14 protein-coding genes, 1 pseudogene and 1 riboswitch are annotated in these 18,647 nt (G+C 75.2%); of the genes and pseudogenes, 11 read left to right on the top strand and 4 right to left on the bottom strand.

The features are described 5' to 3' along the window. Positions 1-27: 27 nt before the first annotated feature. The 10 genes and pseudogenes from IEZ04_RS27305 to IEZ04_RS27260 all read left to right on the top strand — a co-directional run. Positions 28-728 (top strand): annotated as a pseudogene (locus IEZ04_RS27305) (LysR substrate-binding domain-containing protein); the annotation flags it as partial. Positions 729-736: 8 nt separating this feature from the next. Beyond that, positions 737-921, top strand: a riboswitch (cobalamin riboswitch). Positions 922-991: 70 nt separating this feature from the next. Continuing rightward, positions 992-2,023: an ABC transporter substrate-binding protein gene (locus IEZ04_RS27300; RefSeq protein WP_189219631.1), complete on the top strand. Its 1,032-nt coding sequence runs from the start codon at positions 992-994 to the stop codon at positions 2,021-2,023. Positions 2,024-2,046: 23 nt separating this feature from the next. Continuing rightward, complete coding sequence (locus IEZ04_RS27295) at positions 2,047-3,081, top strand: FecCD family ABC transporter permease (RefSeq protein ID WP_373296371.1); 1,035 nt, start codon at positions 2,047-2,049, stop codon at positions 3,079-3,081. Further along, positions 3,078-3,908, top strand: a complete 831-nt coding sequence (locus IEZ04_RS27290) for an ABC transporter ATP-binding protein (RefSeq protein WP_189219629.1) — start codon at positions 3,078-3,080, stop codon at positions 3,906-3,908. Before IEZ04_RS27295 ends, IEZ04_RS27290 begins: the two co-directional genes overlap by 4 nt. A gap of 142 nt (positions 3,909-4,050) precedes the next feature. Next, a complete protein-coding gene (locus tag IEZ04_RS27285; RefSeq protein WP_189219628.1) occupies positions 4,051-4,728 on the top strand; it encodes a hypothetical protein in 678 nt (225 codons plus the stop codon). Beyond that, the gene (locus IEZ04_RS27280) at positions 4,725-5,273 is read left to right on the top strand and encodes a SixA phosphatase family protein (protein ID WP_189219627.1); all 549 of its coding nucleotides are present in this window, start codon (positions 4,725-4,727) and stop codon (positions 5,271-5,273) included. The genes IEZ04_RS27285 and IEZ04_RS27280 overlap by 4 nt, the downstream gene beginning before the upstream one ends. Before the next feature lie 21 nt (positions 5,274-5,294). Further along, positions 5,295-5,921, top strand: a complete 627-nt coding sequence (locus IEZ04_RS27275) for a YigZ family protein (protein ID WP_189219626.1) — start codon at positions 5,295-5,297, stop codon at positions 5,919-5,921. Between the two features lie 85 nt (positions 5,922-6,006). Next, positions 6,007-7,170, top strand: a complete 1,164-nt coding sequence (locus tag IEZ04_RS27270; protein ID WP_189219625.1) for an exonuclease SbcCD subunit D — start codon at positions 6,007-6,009, stop codon at positions 7,168-7,170. Further along, a complete protein-coding gene (locus IEZ04_RS27265) occupies positions 7,167-10,166 on the top strand; it encodes an AAA family ATPase (protein WP_189219624.1) in 3,000 nt (999 codons plus the stop codon). Before IEZ04_RS27270 ends, IEZ04_RS27265 begins: the two co-directional genes overlap by 4 nt. A 47-nt stretch (positions 10,167-10,213) precedes the next feature. Continuing rightward, complete coding sequence (locus IEZ04_RS27260) at positions 10,214-11,059, top strand: SDR family oxidoreductase (protein WP_189219623.1); 846 nt, start codon at positions 10,214-10,216, stop codon at positions 11,057-11,059. 66 nt (positions 11,060-11,125) lie between these two features. Here IEZ04_RS27260 and IEZ04_RS27255 read toward each other — a convergent pair whose 3' ends face one another. From IEZ04_RS27255 to IEZ04_RS27245, 3 genes are all read right to left on the bottom strand, one after another. Further along, positions 11,126-12,817, bottom strand: a complete 1,692-nt coding sequence (locus IEZ04_RS27255) for a DUF885 domain-containing protein (protein ID WP_189219622.1) — start codon at positions 12,815-12,817, stop codon at positions 11,126-11,128. Positions 12,818-12,956: 139 nt separating this feature from the next. Then, on the bottom strand, positions 12,957-14,429 hold the full coding sequence (locus IEZ04_RS27250; protein WP_189219621.1) for a GNAT family N-acetyltransferase: 1,473 nt from the start codon (positions 14,427-14,429) through the stop codon (positions 12,957-12,959). A gap of 214 nt (positions 14,430-14,643) precedes the next feature. Continuing rightward, positions 14,644-16,245 (bottom strand): alkaline phosphatase D family protein, encoded by a 1,602-nt coding sequence (locus IEZ04_RS27245; RefSeq protein WP_189219620.1) that lies wholly within the window; start codon positions 16,243-16,245, stop codon positions 14,644-14,646. 272 nt (positions 16,246-16,517) lie between these two features. On the opposite strand from IEZ04_RS27245, the gene IEZ04_RS27240 reads away from it, so the two are divergent. Continuing rightward, entirely contained in the window at positions 16,518-17,303 is a 786-nt protein-coding gene (locus IEZ04_RS27240) for a GntR family transcriptional regulator (protein ID WP_189219619.1), read from the top strand. A gap of 22 nt (positions 17,304-17,325) precedes the next feature. On the opposite strand, the gene IEZ04_RS27235 is transcribed toward IEZ04_RS27240, so the two are convergent. After that, positions 17,326-18,483 carry an ROK family transcriptional regulator gene (locus IEZ04_RS27235; protein WP_189219618.1) on the bottom strand — a complete coding sequence of 386 codons (1,158 nt, stop codon included), beginning with the start codon at positions 18,481-18,483 and terminating at the stop codon, positions 17,326-17,328. Between the last annotated feature and the right edge of the window lie 164 nt (positions 18,484-18,647).

Below are 18,647 nucleotides of genomic sequence, written 5' to 3'. Positions count from 1 at the left end.
CGCCGGGCCGGGGTCGATCGCCTCCAGGCGCTCGCCGACCTGCGCGCCGGACGCACCGGCCGGCTGTCGGTCCGGTACTTCGCCACCGTGGGGTCCACCCTGGTGGCCCCCGCCCTGGCCCGGCTCCGCGCCGCGCATCCCGGCGTCCGTGTCGATCTCCGGCTGACCGATCCGGAGGACCCCTTCGAGGAGGTGGCGCGGGGCCGGGCCGACCTGGCCGTGGTGGTCCAGGCGCCCGGCCGTGCCGGTGACGGCTTCCGGCTCGTCCACCTCCTCGACGACCCGTACGCCGCCGTGCTGCCCCTCGGCCATCCGCTCGCCGCCCGGGGATGCGCCGACCTGCACGAGCTCTCCGGTGAGCAGTGGGTCGGCAGCGAGCCGCCCGGACCGTGCCTGGAGCCGGTGATCGACTCCTGTGCGGCGGCCGGCTTCAGCCCCGACTTCGTCATCCAGAGCGAGGACCACGCCACCGCCCAGGGGTTCGTCGCGGCCGGTCTCGGCGTCGGCCTGATGCCGGAGCTGGGGCTGCGCAGCCGTCATCCCGGTGTCGTGGTGCGCCCGGTCCGCAATCCCGTACGGTCCGCGTGATCTCGGCGGCCGTACGGAAGACCGCCCTTGACCGGCCCGACCTGCGCGGACTGCTGGACGCGCTGCGGGAGGCGGCGACGGCCGCCGGCGCCGGCGACGGACCCGGGGCGGACCGCGCAGCGCCTTCCGCTTCGCCCTGAGCGTGTCGTGATAGCTTTCCCGAGCCAGTCGAACCCACGTGCGTGGGTCAGGGAATCCGGTGCGAATCCGGAGCTGACGCGCAGCGGTGAGGGGGACGGGCGGGGCATCGGCCACTGGACCCGAGCGGGTCCGGGAAGGCGCCGCGTCCGGACGATCCCGAGTCCGAAGACCTGCTGGCGGCCCCCGCGGTCGTACGACGGCGGGGGAGCACCGTACGACCGGGCTCCGCGTTCGAGCCCTCGACGATCAAGGATGCACCTCCGTGCCGTTCGCACGCCCCGTACGCGCTGTACGTTCCGCCGCCCTGCTCGCTCTCGCGGCGCTCGTCCTGAGCGCGTGCGGATCGGGAGAAGCCGCCGATCCGGCGGACACCGCCGCGGTCTCCCTCACCAACTGCGGGCACACCGTCCGCGTCGACGCGCCCCCCGAGCGGGCCGTGTCCCTCAACCAGGGCACCACGGAGATCATGCTCTCCCTCGGGCTCGCCGACCGCATGGTGGGCACCGCGACCTGGACCGACCCGGTGCTGGAGGGGCTGGAGGACGAGAACCGGAAGGTGAAGCGGCTCGCCGACAACGCGCCCTCCTTCGAGCGCGTCCTCGACGAGGACCCCGACTTCGTCGCCGCCTCGTTCGTCTCCACGCTCGGCAAGGGCGGCGTCGCCACCCGCGAGCAGTTCGAGAAGCTCGGCGTGCCCACGTACGTCTCCCCGTTCGACTGCTCCGGCAAGAAGAACCACGGCAACGGCGACGGGTCGCGGGAGGAGCCGCTGACCATGGACGCCGTGTACGGAGAGGTGCGCGACCTGGCCCAGGTGTTCGGCGAGGAGGAGCGCGGCGAGGAGCTCGTCGCCTCCCTGGAGAAGCGCATGAGCGAGGCCACGAAGGGCATCGACGCCTCCGGTGTCACCCTCATGTACTGGTTCGCCAACTCCGGGTCGCCCTACGTGGCGGGCTGCTGCGGCTCACCCGGCATCATGACCCGTGCCCTCGGCGCGAAGAACTCCTTCGACGACAGCCACGAGGAATGGCCCCAGATCAACTGGGAGACCGTCGCCGACCGCGACCCCGACGTCCTCGTCATCGGCGACCTCACCCGCAAGTCGCAGACCGCCGAGACCGCCGAGAAGAAGATCGAGTTCCTGGAGTCCAACGCGGCCACCAAGAACATGACGGCCGTGCGGAACAAGCGGTACGTGCTGCTCAGCGGGCAGGCCCTGAACCCGACCATCCGTACCGTCGAGGGCGTGGAGCGCATCGCCGCCGCGCTGCGCGAGTACGGGCTGGCCGGGTGACCGCCCCCACCACCGTGCCCACCGTGTCCGGGGCGGGCGCCGCCCGTCCGGCGCGCCGCGTCCTGTTCGCGGTGGCCGGGCTCGCCCTGCTCTGCGGGTCGGTCGCCGTCGCGATCACCATCGGTCCGGCCGCCATCCGCGTGGGCGACGTGTGGTCCGTCGTCATGGCCCACCTCGGGTGGGGCACCGCGGACGTGAGCCCCGTCCGGGACGGCATCGTGTGGGAGCTGCGGCTGCCGCGCACCCTGCTGGCCGCCGTCTGCGGGGCCGGGCTCGCCGTCTGCGGGGCGGTGATGCAGTCGCTGCTGCGCAACCCGCTCGCCGACCCGTTCGTACTGGGCGTGTCCTCCGGCGCGTCCACGGGCGCCGTGGTCGTGGTCGTGCTCGGCGTCGGCGGCGGCGCGGTGTCGCTGTCGGCGGGCGCCTTCGTGGGCGCGGTGCTCTCGTTCGGCCTGGTGCTGCTGCTCAGCCAGACGCTCGGCGGCAGCACCGACCGCGTGGTGCTGTCCGGCGTGGCCGCGATGCAGTTGTTCTCCGCGCTGACCTCCTTCGTCGTCATGACCTCGGGGGACGCCGAGACCACGCGCGGGGTGCTGTTCTGGCTGCTCGGCTCGCTCGGCGGGGCGGGCTGGACCGACGTGTGGATCTGCCTGTCCGTGCTCGTCCTCGCCCTGGTGGTCTGCCTGGGCCACGCCCGTACGCTCGACGCCTTCGCCTTCGGGCAGGACGCGGCCGCCGCCCTCGGCGTGTCCGTCGCCCGCACCCGGATCGTCCTGCTGTGCGTGACGGCCCTGCTGACGGCGGCGCTGGTCGCCGCCGCCGGCGCCATCGGCTTCGTCGGTCTCGTGCTGCCGCACGCCGCCCGCGCGCTGGCCGGCCCGGGCCACGCGCGCCTGCTGCCCGTCACCGCGCTGGCCGGGGCCGTCTTCCTGGTGTGGGTCGACACCCTGGCCCGTACGGTGCTCGATCCGCAGGAGGTGCCGGTCGGCGTCGTGACCTCGCTGATCGGGGTGCCCGCGTTCGTCCTGGTGCTGTACCGCACGAGGAGGACGCGATGACCCCGGACCTGCGGGTGCCACCGCAGTCCCCGGACACAGGCGCCGCTCCGCCGCCCGCCGGCGAGGGGCTGCGCGCCGAGCGCGTCTCCCGCTCCGCCGACGGCCGCCTCGTCCTCGACGGCGTCAGCCTGGCCCCGGCCCCCGGCTCCACCGTCGGCCTCCTGGGTCCCAACGGCTCCGGCAAGTCCACTCTCCTGCGGCTGCTCGCCGGGGTGCTCGCGCCCGCCTCCGGCGTCGTGACCCTCGACGGCGACCCGCTCGCCGGACTGAGCCGCCGCGACGTCGCCCGCCGGCTCGCCGTGGTCGAGCAGCAGGCCGACACCCAGGTGGACCTGACCGTCCGCGACGTCGTACGGCTCGGCCGCATCCCGCACCGCCGGGCGTGGGCGCCCGCCTCCGCACGGGACGAGGAGGCCGTCCGGGAGGCACTGGAGCGCACCGGTCTCACCGGCCGCGCCGGCCAGTCCTGGCACACCCTGTCCGGCGGTGAACGGCAGCGCGTGCAGATCGCCCGCGCCCTCGCCCAGGAACCCCGCGAACTCCTCCTGGACGAGCCCACCAACCACCTCGACATCCAGCACCAGCTCGACCTGCTCCACCTCGTCACGAACCTGTCCGTCACCACCGTGATCGCCCTGCACGACCTCAACCTCGCGGCCGGGTACTGCGACGAACTGGTGGTGCTGCGCGAAGGCCGCGTGGTGGCCCGGGGCGCACCGCGCGAGGTCCTCACCGAGGAACTGATCGCCGAGGTGTACCGGGTGCGCGCGACGGTCACCCATCCCGACGGACGGCCGCACGTGCGGTTCCTGGGGACGGTGGGCTGAGACCCGGTCCGGGAGAAGCCGGAGGAAGCCGGGAAGCCGGGAAGCCGGGAGGCCGGGGGAGGGGGCCGGGCGGGTGCGTCCCGTCGGCCATACTCCCGTGGCCCTCCTGCGCCCGCGCCGCCCGGCGCCCTAGGCTCGCCCCGTGCTGCGCATCACCGACGCCCGCACCGGCGAGCCCACCGAGGTGCGCCGGACCCTCACCCGCGTCCACGCCCACGTGACCGGCGCCGACACCTCGGCCCTGCGCGTGCTGCTGGTCGCCGACGTGCTCGCCAGGGCCCTGGAACTGGACGGCGCGTCCGTCCTCACCGTCGCCTCCCCGCCCCCGGAGCTGGCGGCGCGTGCCGCCGCCCTCGGCATCCGGCTGACCGCCGGGGGCACCACACCGCCCGTCGGACGGGCAGCCCTGCACGTGGCGGCCCCGGACGCCCCCGTGCCCGGGGACGGCGTCCGGGTCGCGGTCGCCCCGGCCGGCGGCGAGATCGACGAGTCCCTGGTGCGGTACGCCCTGCTGGCCCGGCCCCGCCGCGATCCGGCCGATCTGCCGGCCCTCGCCGACGAGGCCCGCGACACCCTCGCGCGCTGGCGCCGGGCGGTCGCGGTCTGGGCCACCCGTCCCTCCCGGCCCGTCCCCGAAGCGGTACGCCGCGAACTGCGCACCGCCTGGGAGGACGACCTCGACGTGCCCGCCGTGCTCGCCGTCCTGCGCCGGGTGGAGCACGCGGACGACCTGCCCGACGGCGCCCGCTTCGAGACGTACGTCTACGCGGACCGCCTCCTCGGGCTCGAGCTCACCCGGGACGTCGGAGCGCCGGTGTGACGGAGCGCACCGGTGCGCGCCCGCTGCGCCGCCTCGTCGTCCTGCGGCACGCCAAGTCGGCCTGGCCCGAGGGCGTCGCCGACCACGACCGGCCCCTCGGAAAGCGCGGCCGGCGCGACGCCCCCGCCGCCGGGCGCGCCCTCGCCGACGCGGGCCGCCTGCCCGACCTCGCCCTGTGCTCCACCGCCACCCGCGCGCGGGAGACCTGGGAACTCACCGCCGCACAGTGGGGCACCCCACCGCCTGTACGGTTCGACGCCGAGCTGTACGACGCGTCCGTGTCCGACCTCCTGAACGTCGTGCGGGCCGCGCCCGAGGAGGTCGGGACGCTGCTGCTCGTCGGGCACAACCCGGGACTGCAGGACCTCGTCCTGGACCTGGCCGGGGACGGTCTCGACGACACACTGCGGGCCGTCCGCACCAAGTTCCCCACCTCCGCGATCGCGGTCCTCGCCTGGCACGGCCGCACCTGGCGGGAGCTCGCCCCCGGCGCGGCGCTGCTGACGGAGGTGATGGTGCCGAGGGGCCGGAAGGGCGGCTCCTGACGGCACGCATAGGCTGGGCGGATGCAGGACGAGTACCGCACCGTCGCGCGCGCGGGTGTGCACGAGGTCGAGATCAACCGCTCCCGCTTCCTGTGCGCGCTCGCCCCGGCCGCCACCGAGCAGGAGGCCCAGGAGTTCATCGCCGCCGTCCGCAAGGAGCACGCGACCGCCACGCACAACTGCTCCGCGTACGTCATCGGCGCCGACGCGGGCATCCAGAAGGCGAGCGACGACGGCGAACCGGGCGGCACCGCGGGCGTCCCCATGCTCCAGATGCTGCTGCGCCGCGACATGCGGTACGTCGTCGCCGTCGTCACCCGCTACTACGGCGGGATCAAGCTCGGCGCGGGCGGACTCATCAGGGCGTACGGGGGCGTGGTCGGCGAGGCCCTGGACGCCCTCGGCACGGTCACCCGCAGGCGCTTCCGGCTCGCCACGGTGACCGTGGACCACCAGCGGGCCGGCAAGGTGCAGAACGACCTGCGGTCCACCGGGCGGGAGGTCCGGGACGTGCGGTACGCGGAGAAGGTCACGATCGAGATCGGTCTGCCGGACTCCGACGTGGAGGCGTTCCGGCGCTGGCTCGCCGACGCCACGGCGGGCACCGCGGAGTTCGAGCTCGGGGGAGAGGCGTACGGGGACGCGTGAGCCGGAGCCGCCCCACCGTTCCGGCCGGGCGCGAACGGGAGTATCCACCCGTGATGTCAGACCCCACCGTTAGTCTTCCGGGATCATGAGGCTGCTGCACACTTCCGACTGGCACCTGGGCCGGGCGTTCCACCGCGTCGGCATGCTCGGGGCGCAGGCCGAGTTCATCGGCCACCTCGTCACGACCGTGCGCGAACGCGACGTGGACGCCGTCGTCGTGTCGGGGGACGTGTACGACCGGGCGGTGCCCCCGCTGGCGGCGGTCGAGCTGTTCGACGACGCCCTGCACCGCCTCGCCGACCTCGGCGTGCCCACGGTGATGATCTCCGGGAACCACGACTCGGCCCGCAGGCTCGGCGTCGGCGCCGGGCTCATCGGCCGCGCGGGCATCCACCTGCGGACCGACGCCGCGGCGTGCGGCACGCCCGTGGTGCTGCGGGACGCCCACGGCGACGTCGCCTTCTACGGGCTGCCCTACCTGGAGCCCGCGCTGGTCAAGGACGTGCTCGGGGTGGAGAGGGCGGGCCACGAGGCGGTGCTCGCCGCCGCCATGGACCGGGTCCGCGCCGACCTCGCCACGCGCGCGGAGGGCACGCGGTCCGTCGTCCTCGCCCACGCCTTCGTCACCGGCGGCGAGGCCAGCGACAGCGAGCGGGACATCTCCGTCGGCGGGGTCTCCGCCGTCCCCGCCGGGGTCTTCGACGGCGTGGACTACGTGGCCCTCGGCCACCTGCACGGCTGCCAGACCCTCACCGAGCGCGTGCGCTACTCCGGCTCCCCGCTGGCGTACTCCTTCTCCGAGGCCGGCCACCGCAAGAGCATGTGGCTCGTCGACCTCGCGGCCGACGGGGCGGTCACCGCCGAACGCGTCGACTGCCCGGTGCCGCGCCCGCTCGCCCGCATCCGGGGCGAGCTGGAGGACCTCCTCGCCGACCCCGGGCTGACCCGGCACGAGGACGCGTGGGTGGAGGCGACGCTCACCGACGCGGTACGCCCCGCCGACCCCATGGCCCGCCTCGCCGAGCGCTTCCCGCACACGCTCAGCCTCGTCTTCGCCCCCGAACGGGCACCGGACGGCCCGGACGCGTCGTACGCCGGGCGGCTGGCCGGGCGCGGCGAGCAGCAGATCGCGGAGGACTTCGTGGCCCATGTGCGCGGCGCCGGGCCGGACGAGCACGAACGGGCCGTGCTGCGGGACGCGTTCGACGCGGTCCGCGCCGACGAGACCGCGCGGGAGGCCGTCCGGTGAGGCTGCACCGACTCGACATCACCGCCTTCGGGCCCTTCGGCGGCACCCAGACCGTCGACTTCGACGCACTGTCGGCCGCCGGGCTGTTCCTGCTGCACGGACCGACCGGCGCCGGCAAGACCTCCGTCCTGGACGCCGTCTGCTACGCGCTGTACGGCAGCGTCCCCGGCGCCCGGCAGAGCGGCACCGGACAGGGCCTCACCCTGCGCAGCGACCACGCGGCGCCCGCCACGCGCACCGAGGTCCGGCTCGACCTCACCGTCTCGGGGCGCCGCCTGGAGATCACCCGGCAGCCGCCCTGGGAGCGCCCCAAGAGGCGCGGCACGGGCACGACGGTCGACAAGGCGCAGACCTGGCTGCGCGAGTACGACGCGGCGGCGGGCACCTGGAAGGACCTCAGCCGCTCCCACCAGGAGATCGGCGAGGAGATCACCCAGCTCCTCGGCATGAGCCGGGAGCAGTTCTGCCAGGTGGTGCTGCTGCCCCAGGGCGACTTCGCGCGGTTCCTGCGCGCCGACGCCGAGGCCCGGGGCAGGCTGCTCGGCCGGCTCTTCGACACCCACCGCTTCGCCGAGGTGGAGAAGCGCCTCGCCGAGCGGCGCCGCGCGACCGAGGCCCAGGTACGCGCGGGCGACGCCGAGCTGCTCGCCGACGCGCACCGGATGCAGCAGGCCGCGGGCGACGGGACCGAGCCGCCCGCGCCGCAGCCGGGCGATCCCGGGCTCGCCGACGCCGTCCTCGCGTGGGCCGCCGTGGCCCGCAGCACCGCGCGCGAGCGGCTCACCGTCGCCCACTGCGCGCGGTCGGCCGCCGAGTCCGCGCGGGCCGCCGCCGAGCGCGCCCTCGCCGACGTACGCGAACGGGCCCGGCTGCAACGCCGGTTCGCGGAGGCCCGGGAGCGGGCCGTCCGGCTCCAGGAGCGGTCCGCCGCCCACGAGGAGGCGTGGACGCGGATGGAGCGCGCCCGCAAGGCCGAGGCGGTGGCGCCCGCGCTGGAGCTGCGCGAGGAGGCCGAGGCGGAGCACCGCCGCGCGACGGCCGAGGAGGCACGCGCGCGTGCGCTGCTGCCTCCGGAACACGGTGAGGCGGGCGCGGCCGGGCTCGCCGCCGCCGCGCGCCGGGCCGCCGAGGAACTGGGCGGCCTGGAGTCGGCCCGGCGCGCCGAGCGGCGGCTGGCCGGCATCGTCGCCGAGCGCGCCGGCCTCGACCGCCAGGAGCGCGCCGACGAGGAGATCCTCCAGGACGCCGAGGGCTGGCTGGCCGGCTGGGAGGCGACGCGCGCGGACCTCCGCGCCCGCATCGAGTCCGCCCAGGAGGCCGCCGCACGCGCCGAGCAGCTGGCCGTACGGCTCGAAGCCGCCCGCAAGCGGCTGGACGCCGCGCGCCTGCGCGACCGGCTCGCCCGGGACACCGAGCGGTCCCGGGCCCGTGCGCTCGCCTCCCGCGAGCGGGCCGCCGAAGCGCGCGCCCACTGGCTCGACCTCAAGGAACAGCGGCTCGCGGGCATCGCCGCGGAGCTCGCCGCCGGCCTCGTCGACGGCGAACCCTGCGCCGTCTGCGGCGCCACCGACCACCCGGCACCCGCCCGGAAGGTCGCCGGGCACGTCGGCCGCGAGGCCGAGGAGACGGCCCTCGCCGCCCACCAGCGCGCCGACGAGGAACGCGCCGAGGACGAACGGCGGCTCGCCGTCGCCCGCGAGGCACTGGCGGCCGCCACCGCCGAGGCGGGCGACGCGCCCACGGACCGGCTCGCCGCCGAGGCGGACGAACTGGAGCGGGGGCACGCCGAGGCGCGGACCGCCGCGTCCGGCCTGCACACCGCCACCGAGGAGCTCCGGCAGGCCGAGCAGGAGCGCGAGCGCAGGCTCGCCGACCGGCAGGAGGCCGCCCACCGCGTCGCCTCCCGCGCCGCCCACCGCGACGCGCTCGACCGGGAGAAGGCCGCCCTGGAGGCGGAACTGGCCGCTGCGCGGAGCACGGCCGGCAGCGTCGCCGAGCGTGCCGCCCAGCTGGAGCGGCAGGCGGCCCGGCTCACGGAGGCAGCCGACGCCGTCCGCGCGGCCGAGGAGGCCGCCCAGCGGCTCAAGGACGCCGACGCCCGGCTCGCCGACGCCGCGTTCCGCGCCGGCTTCGACACCCCGCAGGCCGCCGCGGCCGCCCTCCTCGACGACGCCGCCCACCGTGACCTGCAACGACGGCTCGACGCCCGGCAGTCGGAGGAGGCCGCCGTGCGGGCGGTGCTGGCCGAGCCCGACACCGCGGCCGCGGCCCGGCAGCCGCTCGCCGACCCGGCCGCGGCCGAGCGCGCCGCCGAGGCGGCCACGCGGCGGCTCCAGCAGGCGGTGTCCGTCTACGACGCGGCCGTCCGCCGCTGCGCCGAGCTCGACCGGCTCTCCGCGCGGGCCGCCGCCTCCGTCCGGCGCCTCGCGCCGCTGCGCACCGAGCACGACCGCGTCGCCCGCATGGCCGGGCTCGCCGCGGGCACCTCCGCGGACAACGAACGCCGGATGCGCCTGGAGGCGTACGTGCTCGCCGCCCGCCTGGAACAGGTGGCCGCGGCGGCGACCGTACGGCTGCGGCGCATGTCGTCCGGGCGCTACACCCTCGTCCACTCCGACGACCGCGCGGGACGCGGCCGCAGCGGGCTCGGGCTGCACGTCGTCGACGCCTGGACCGGACGCGAACGCGACACGGCGACGCTATCCGGCGGCGAGACGTTCTTCGCCTCGCTCGCCCTCGCCCTCGGCCTCGCGGACGTCGTCACCGACGAGGCGGGCGGCGTCCGCCTGGACACCCTCTTCATCGACGAGGGCTTCGGCAGCCTGGACGACCAGACGCTCGACGAGGTCCTGGACGTCCTCGACTCCCTGCGCGAACGCGACCGCAGCGTGGGCATCGTCAGTCACGTCCCGGACCTGCGGCGCCGCATACACGCCCAGCTGGAGGTGGTGAAGGGCAGGTCGGGATCGACGGTACGGCTGCGGGGAGCGCGCTGACGGAAATCTCCGTGCGCCCCGGGCGCGCCCCGTGCACCATGGCCCCCATGCCCCGACTTCCGCACCCCGCCCCCGAAGACCTGCGCCGTGACCCGCTGCCCCTGCGCGGCCGCACCGCCCTCGTCACCGGCGCGAGCCGGCGCGGCGGCATCGGGTACGCCGTGGCCCGCCGCCTCGCCGCGTACGGCGCGAGCGTCCACCTCCACCACCACGTGCCGCACGACGCCGAACGGCCCTGGGGCGCCGACCGCCCAGAGGACGTCGCCGCCGGGGTGCGCGAGGCGCTCGGCGACCCGGACGCGCGCGTGTCCCACGGCCCCGCGGACCTCTCCGACCCGGCCGCGCCCGCCGAGCTGATCGCGACGGCCGCGGACGCGCTCGGCGGGCGGCTCGACATCCTCGTCGCCAACCACGCGCTCTCCGGCTTCGACGGCACCCTCGACACGATCGACACCGCGAAGCTCGACGCCCACTGGGCGGTGGACACCCGGTCGGTGCTCCTGCTGGTGCAGGCGTACGCACGGCTGCGGGCCGCCCTGCCGCCCCGTACGCCGGGCGGGCGCGTCATGATGATGACCTCGGGCCAGGACATCGCCGGCGGCATGCCCGGCGAGCTCGCGTACGCCCTGCAGAAGGGCGCCCTCGCCTCGGTCACCCGCTCGCTGGCGACGGCGCTCGCCGACCTGGCCGTCACCGTGAACACCGTCAACCCGGGCCCGGTGGACACCGACTACATGGAGGGCGAGGCGTACGAGGAGATCGCCGCCCGGTTCCCGGCGGGCCGCTGGGGGATGCCCGACGACCCCGCCCGGCTCATCGCCTGGCTCGCCACGGACGAGGCGGAGTGGGTCACCGGGCAGGTCGTCGACTCGGAGGGCGGGTTCCGGCGCTGAGCGCAGCGCACGGGGCGGGGGGCCGGAACACCGGTCCGCCGCCCCGTGCCGCACGGGCGTGACCTGTCAGAGCCGCGACAGCTCGTCCACCAGGTCGTCCAGGCCGAGCGACCCCTGCGACAGCGCCGCCATGTGCCAGGCCTTGGCGTCGAAGGCGTCACCGTGCCGCTCGCGGGCCTTCTCGCGGCCGAGCAGCCAGGCGCGCTCGCCCAGTTTGTAGCCGATGGCCTGGCCCGGGATGGTCAGGTAGCGGGTCAGCTCGCTCTCCACGAAGTCCGCCGGACGGCTGCTGTGCGCGCCGAAGAACTCCTGCGCCAGCTCCGGCGTCCAGCGCTCGCCCGGGTGGAACGGGGAGTCCGCCGGGATCTCCAGCTCCAGGTGCATCCCGATGTCGACGATGACCCGGGCGGCGCGCATCATCTGCGCGTCCAGGTAGCCGAGCCGCTCCTCCGCGTCCCGCAGGAAGCCCAGCTCGTCCATGAGGCGTTCCGCGTACAGCGCCCAGCCCTCGGCGTTGGCGCTGACCATGCCGACGGTGGCCTGGTAGCGGGAGAGGTCCTCCGCGACGTGCACCCACTGCGCGAGCTGGAGGTGATGCCCGGGGACGCCCTCGTGGTACCAGGTCGACACCAGGTCGTACACGGGGAAGCGGGTCAGCCCCATCGTCGGCAGCCAGGTGCGGCCCGGACGGGAGAAGTCCTCCGACGGGGAGGTGTAGTACGGGGCCGCGGCGCCGCCCGGCGGGGCGATGCGCGACTCCACCCTCCGCACCCGCTCGGCGAGTTCGAAGTGGGTGCCGTCGAGCGCCTCGATGGCCTCGTCCATCAGCTTCTGGAGCCAGTCCCGCACCTCGTCGACGCCCTCGATGTGACGGCCGTGCTCGTCGAGGTGCGCGAGCGCCACCCACGGCGTCGCGGCGCCGGGCAGGATCTTCTCCGCCTCCGCCTTCATCTCGGCGAGCAGCCGGTGGTACTCGGACCAGCCGTACGCGTACGCCTCGTCGAGGTCCAGGTCGGTGCCGTTGAAGTAGCGGGCGAAGCGGGCGTAGCGCTCGCGGCCCACGACCTCCGGGGCGCCCTCGATCGTGGGCGCGTACACGTCGCGCATCCAGTCCCGCAGCTCCACGACGGCCGCGGTCGCCGCACGGGCGGCCCCGTCCAGCTCCGGGCGCAGCGCGTCGGGGCCCGCCGAGGCGAAGTCCTCGAACCAGCCGCGGCCCGTGCCGTCCGTGTCCGCCCACTCGGTGAGCTGCCCCACGAACGTCGCCGTCGGGCGCGGTGCCGCGTACAGCTTGCGCTCCAGGCCGAGGGCGAGGGACTCGCGGTAGCCCGCCAGCGCCGCCGGCACCGCCCGCAGCCGCTCGGCGATCGCCGCCCAGTCCTCCTCCGTGTCGGCGGGGGTGATGGCGAACACCTCGCGGATCGAGTGCGGCGGCGTGCTCAGGTTGCCGACCGCGCGCAGACCCTCCTCGGCGTCGTGCACGGCGAGTTCGGCGGTGAGCCGCTCGCGCAGCAGGCGCGCGCACCGGCGCTCGGCGTCGCTGTCCGCGCCGGGCTGCCGCTCCGCCTCGTCGAGCCGCGCGAGCGTCGTCCGCAGCAGTTCCGCCACGGCCTCCTGGCCCGCGGGCGAGGTGTCGGGCAGCCTGCTCGAACTCTCCTTCACGCCGAGGAACGTACCGGTCACCGGGTCGAGGGCGATGAGCTCGTCGACGTAGGCGTCGGCGACCTCGCGGGGCAGCGGGCTGGTGATGTTCGACATGTGGTCATCCTCGTACGGACACGGCCGCCGCGTCAGCCCGGTCACCGTGGGGCCGCCCCCGGCCCGGCCGGATTTCGCCGAGAGCGTGACCTGCCGTCACGCGCGCCGGGCGGGCACGTCACCAGTCGTGTGCGAACGGCTAGTCGTGCCCGTACCCGTCCCCGTGCCCGAACCCGTCCCCGTGCCCGAACCCGTCCTCGTGCCGCGCCCGGCCGTACGGCAGGGGCGAGACGGCCGGTGCCGTGTCCAGGTGGGCCGTGACGACGAGGGTGCCCTCCTCGATCTGGTAGTCGAGGGGCAGGCCCAGGCCGCGCATCGCGGCGACCATGCCGGTGTTGGAGGACTGGGTGACGGCGTACACGTGCTCGCAGCCCGCCTCGGCCGCCATGGCGACCAGCCGGCGGAGGAGTTCACCGCCGATGCCGCGCCGCTGCCACGCGTCCTCGACCAGCAGCGCGACCTCCGTCTCGTCGCCGTCCCACAGGAGGTGGCCGAGGCCGACGATCCGGCCCGAGTCCGTCTGCACGGCGAGGGTGCGGCCGAACCGGGGGCTGAGCAGGTGGTTCAGGTAACGGTCGGCGTCGGCGAGCGGTCCGTGGTAGCGCATGCGGAGCGTGCCCGGCGAGCAGCGGGCGTGCAGGGCCTTGGCCGCCGCCAGGTCGTCGGTGCCGGCGCGGCGTACGGTGATGTCCTCGCCCTCCGGCAGCGTCAGCACGTCCCGGCCGCGGGGGATGCGCGGGCCGAGCCGCGTGTCCAGCTCCACCAGCGCCCGCGCCCGCGCGAACTCCGTCGGCGTGAACGGCAGGTACGGCCGTTCCACCTCGATCACCCCGCCCTCCGGCGCTCGCAGCCGCATCACCGTCTCCTCCAGCGTCCCCTCGACCGGGGCGCCCTCCGGGGCCGGGCCGGGGTCGCGGGCCGGCAGGGAGCGGATGGCGCAGCGGCCGAGCAGCTGGCGCAGTGCGAGGGGGAGTTCGGCGGCGTCCAGGGCGGTGCGCGTGGCGAGGCCCAGCATCCTGGTCGGCACGTCCACCAGGTCGTGGGCGTCGGCCCGCTCGATCCAGGTGTCGGTGCCGCCGGCCTCCGCGACCGCGCGGGTGATCCGGGAGGTGGCCAGTTCCTCGGACGACCGCAGCAGGAACTCGTCCACCGTGCCCTCGGCCAGCGGATGCGTCTGGAGGCTCAGTATGTCCACCCCGTGCCGGGCGAGCGCCACGCACAGGGCGGCCAGCGAACCCGGCTCGTCCCGCACCGTCGTCCGCATGCGCCACAGCACGGTCGCCCCGGGGTCCTGCTCCGCGTCGGACGGCCCGGCCTGCCCGCCCTCGGCGAGCGGCCGGGCACCGGTATCACCGGCGGCACCGGGACCGCCGGTATCGTCCACCGGCGAGGCGTGCCCGTGGCGCCGTGCCCACCAGGTGTGGAAACCGGCCGTGGCGACGAGGACCGCCGCCGAGACCAGCAGCAGCGCCGGGCCGTCGGGGCCGTGCCCGATCAGGTTGGCCACGGCGTCGGCCACGGCCACCGCCGTGAAGAGGGCGGCGAGCTCGACCACGTCCCGCCGCCAGTGGTGCACCGGGCGGCCGTTGCGCGCCCGCGTCACTTGAGACATCTGTGGATTCATACAGCCACTGTGAAGGGCTGGTGTTGCGCGATCACAAACACTCTGTGACCGATGGGTTAAGCCGCGTTTGGCGTGTTTCGTTGCGTTTTGCACGGCTCGCCCGCCTGTCCCGCGCGGCGCCGCGCACCGGGGGATGACTCCGGTGCGCGGCACGGCGCAGAAATGAGGGTACGTCAGGTGGTGTGCCCGGCGGGCCGGGTGATCACTGTCCGACGAGTCCGGGCTGCAGCACCTTCGTGTAGAGCACGGTCCCGTCCTGCTCCCGCAGCCGTACGGTCATCTCCCCGCTGCCGCCGTCGATGTCGACCTCGCCGAAGAACTGGTAGCCCTCGGCGGGGGAGACGTTGGAGGCGGCCGGGGCCTTCACGAAGACCCGCTCGGGACCGAAGGTCGCGTCCAGCTCGCTGGCCGGGAACGCGCCGGCGTTGAGCGGCCCGGAGACGAACTCCCAGAACGGCGCGAAGTCGCCGAAGGCCGCCCGCGACGGCTGGTAGTGCTGGGCCGAGGTGTGGTGCACGTCGGCGGTCAGCCACACCGTGCCGGTGATCCGGCGGTGCTTGACGTACCGCAGCAGCTCGGCGATCTGCAGCTCGCGCCCGAGCGGCGCGCCCGGGTCGCCCTGCGCGACGGCCTCGATGTTCGGCTCGCCCTCGGTGGCGTCGGGCACCACCAGGCCCAGCGGCATGTCGGAGGCGATCACCTTCCACACCGCGCGCGAGCGTGACAGCTCCCGCTTCAGCCACTGGAGCTGTTCGCGGCCGAGGATGCCCTGCGGGTCGGTCTTCTGAAGGCCGGGCGAGTTGGCGTTGCGGTAGGTACGCATGTCCAGCACGAAGACGTCCAGCAGCGGTCCGTGCCGCACCACCCGGTGCATACGGCCCTCCCGGGCGCCCGTCGGCAGGGTGGAGACCGGGTAGTACTCGGCGAAGGCGCGGGTGGCGCGCTCGGCCAGCAGGTCGACGCTCTTGACGGTGTAACGGGTGTCCGAGTCCCCGATCACCTGGCCCGGGTACCAGTTGTTGCGCACCTCGTGGTCGTCCCACTGGACGATCGACGGCACCTGCGCGTTGAACCTTCGCAGCGCCTCGTCCAGCAGGTTGTACCGGTGGTTGCCGCGGAACTCCGCGAGGGTCTCGGCGACCTTCGCCTTCTCCTCGGTGGTGATGTTCCGGTACAGGCTGCCGTCGGGCAGGGCCGCCGACTCGGAGATCGGCCCGTCGGCGTAGACGGTGTCGCCGCTGAACAGGAAGAAGTCCGGGTCGAGCCGGCCCATCGCGTCGAAGATGCGGTAGCCGCCGATGTCCGGGTTGATGCCCCAGCCCTGCCCGGCCAGGTCACCGGACCACACGAACCGCACCCCGGAGCGCCGTTTCGCGGGGGCGGTGCGGAAGGTGCCGGTCACCGGCTCGCCGGTGCGGCGGTAGTCGTCCGGGTCGGCGAGCAGCACCCGGTAGTGGATCTGCTCGCCCGCCGGGAGGCCGTGCAGCCGGGTCGTCCCGGTGAAGTCGGTGCCGGGGCCGAGCAGCGGGCCGCGCCACCTGCGCGGGTTGCGGAAGGACTCGGTGGCGGACGTCTCGACGATCATCCGGGCGGGGCGGTCGGAGCGCACCCAGACCAGACCGGAGTCCGCGGTCACGTCCCCGGCCTGCACCCCCCACCGTGCCGCGGGCCGCCCCGACCGGGCGAAGGCGGGCGCCGCGCCGCCCGGAGCGGTGACGGGCAGGGCGAGCGCCGCCGACGCGGCGAGGGAACCGCGCAGCACACTGCGGCGAGCGGGCAGGTGGATCGGCGGACGGTGTGACATGGAGCCTCCAGGACGGATCCGGCCAATGGCCAATGTGCACCGCAACACCTACTGCCGCCCCGCGGCGCCCACGCGAACCCGAAGTGAACAGCGGACTGCCGGGTACGCGGTGCCGTGAACACCGTGTCGCACCGCGCCCGTCGGGCACCTGTACGAGGGAGGATTGGTCTTGACCAAGGGTGGGGGGCGTCCTATGGTCGCAGAGAAGTGCAACAACCTTTAATAAACAAGGGCCCAAAACGCCGCCGGCCACGGCGATCGCGGAGGACAGGGTGGGGACCACGCAGCTCGAAACGGTGCCGGAGCCGAAGTACTGGCACTTGAAGACGGTGCTCAGTGAGGCACTGGACTCCGAGTTCTCGGTGGGCGAGATCCTGCCCAACGAGCGCGACCTCGCGGCCCGCTTCGGCGTCGCCCGCGCCACGCTCCGCCAGGCGCTGGAGCAGCTCGAACTGGAGGGCCGGTTACAGCGCCGCCGCGGCGTCGGCACCACCGTCGCCCCGCCCCGCATGGGCGTGGCCGTCGGTACCGAACAGCACAGCTGGCCCGGCACGGCCGGCGACGCCTGGCAGCCCGCCGACTGCACGGCCGCGGTCCCGCCCGCCGGGATCGCCGGCCTCCTGGGAACGGACACCGACACGCAGGTGCACACGGTGCGCCGTTCCCGGGTGAACGACGGGCAGCCCGTCGCCGCCGAGCTGCTGTACGTCCCCGAGACCTCGGTGCCCGGCCTCACCGCCCCGGACGCGCCCTCCGGCGCCGCCCGCGCGCGTGCCGTCCTGCGCGAACTCCAGCGGCTGGAGCTGGAGGGACAGGACCGCGCGGTGGAGCTCGGCTCGGCCCGGGTGGAGGACGCCCGGGAGCTCGACCGGCTGCCCGGCGCACCGGTGCTGGTCGTCACGACCCGCTTCTTCGCCGGGGGACGCACCGCGGCGGTCTCCGTCGCCACGTACCGCGCCGACACGTGCCGTCTGACGTTCGGCGACCCCGACGGCGTCGTGATCCACCACGGCGCGGGGGCCCCGTCCCTGGACACGTCTCCTGAACCCGTCACCTGAACCCGTCCCTTGAGCGGGCGCCTCAGCGCCGCGCCGTCACCGTGCTCTCCACCGCGAACAGCTCCTCCTCGACGTGGTCGAGCGCGAGCCGCAGCGCCCCCGTGGCCACGACCGCCTCGCCCAGCGTGGACAGCGCCACCCGGGGCGGGCGCAGACAGTAGCGCGCCAGCTCCCGTCGGAGCGGTTCGAGCGCGTCCTCCAGGCCGGCCGCCCAGCCGCCGATGACGACGAGCTCGGGGTCGAGCGCCAGCACGAGCGCCGCCACGTCGTGGACGAGCCGCTCGACGAAGCGGTCCACGGCGGCACGGGCCCGCCGGTCCCCCCGCCGGGCACCGGCGAAGACCTCGGTCACGGCCCGCTCGTCGAGCGGGGGCAACGGCTCGTCCGTCGTCGACAGCAGCGCCTCCGGCTTGGCCTCCCGCCCCAGCAGGTGCAGCGCGCCGATCTCCCCGGCCGCGCCCCCGTACCCGCGGTGCAGCCGCCCGCCGATCAGCGAACCGGCGCCCGGGCTGAGCCCCGCCAGGACGAACACGACGTCGTCGCAGTCCGTCGCCGAGCCCTTCCAGTGCTCGGCGACCGCCGCCGCGTTGGCGTCGTTCTCCACGATCACGGGACATCGGAACGAGCGGCTCAGCCGCTCGCCCAGCCGCAGCCCCGTCCACTGGGGCAGCGCCGTCCCCAGCCGCACCGTGCCGTCGGCCCCGACGATCCCGGGGCTGGCCGCGCCGACCGCGCGCAGGGAGGAACGGGCCACGCCCGCGCGGCGCAGCAGCTCGGCGACCGCCGACCGCAGCCGCTCCAGCCGGATCTCCGCCGGGGCGGTCTCGGTGACGTCCTTGGACAGCGTGCCCAGCACCCGGCCGTCCAGATCGGAGAGGACCGCCGTCACCCGGTGCGCGCCGATGTCGAGACCCAGCAGATGGCCCGCCTCCGCCCGGAACCGGAACCTCCGCGCGGGCCGCCCCTGCCTGCGGGCCGCGCCCTCCTCGGCCGCCTGCTCGACGACGAGGCCCGTCCCGACCAGCCCCTCGACCACGCCCTCGACCGTCGGCCGGGACAGCCCGGTCACGCGCGTGATCTCGGTGAGCGTCGCGCAGTCCGTGGCGCGCAGCGCGTGCAGCACCACCGTCGAATTGATCCTCCGCAGCAGCGAGGGATCCCCGCCGGTCAGCCGCCCCACCGTCCGTCCTCCCAGGTCGTGCGCATGTTTGCCGGATCGTACTCGGCACGGCGGGGACCGGCGAGGGCACAAGACCAGCGAGTTACCCGGCGATTCGCCCGGCCAGGGGGAGGGCGAGCCCGCTGACGCGCCGCCAACTGTCAGTGGTGCCCGCTTTACTGGAG

It is taken from the genome of Streptomyces ruber (assembly GCF_014648075.1).
Taxonomy (GTDB): Bacteria; Actinomycetota; Actinomycetes; order Streptomycetales; family Streptomycetaceae; genus Streptomyces; species Streptomyces ruber.
The sequence above is the reverse complement of the archived record's forward strand: the minus strand, read 5'-3'. Positions and strand labels throughout refer to the sequence as shown.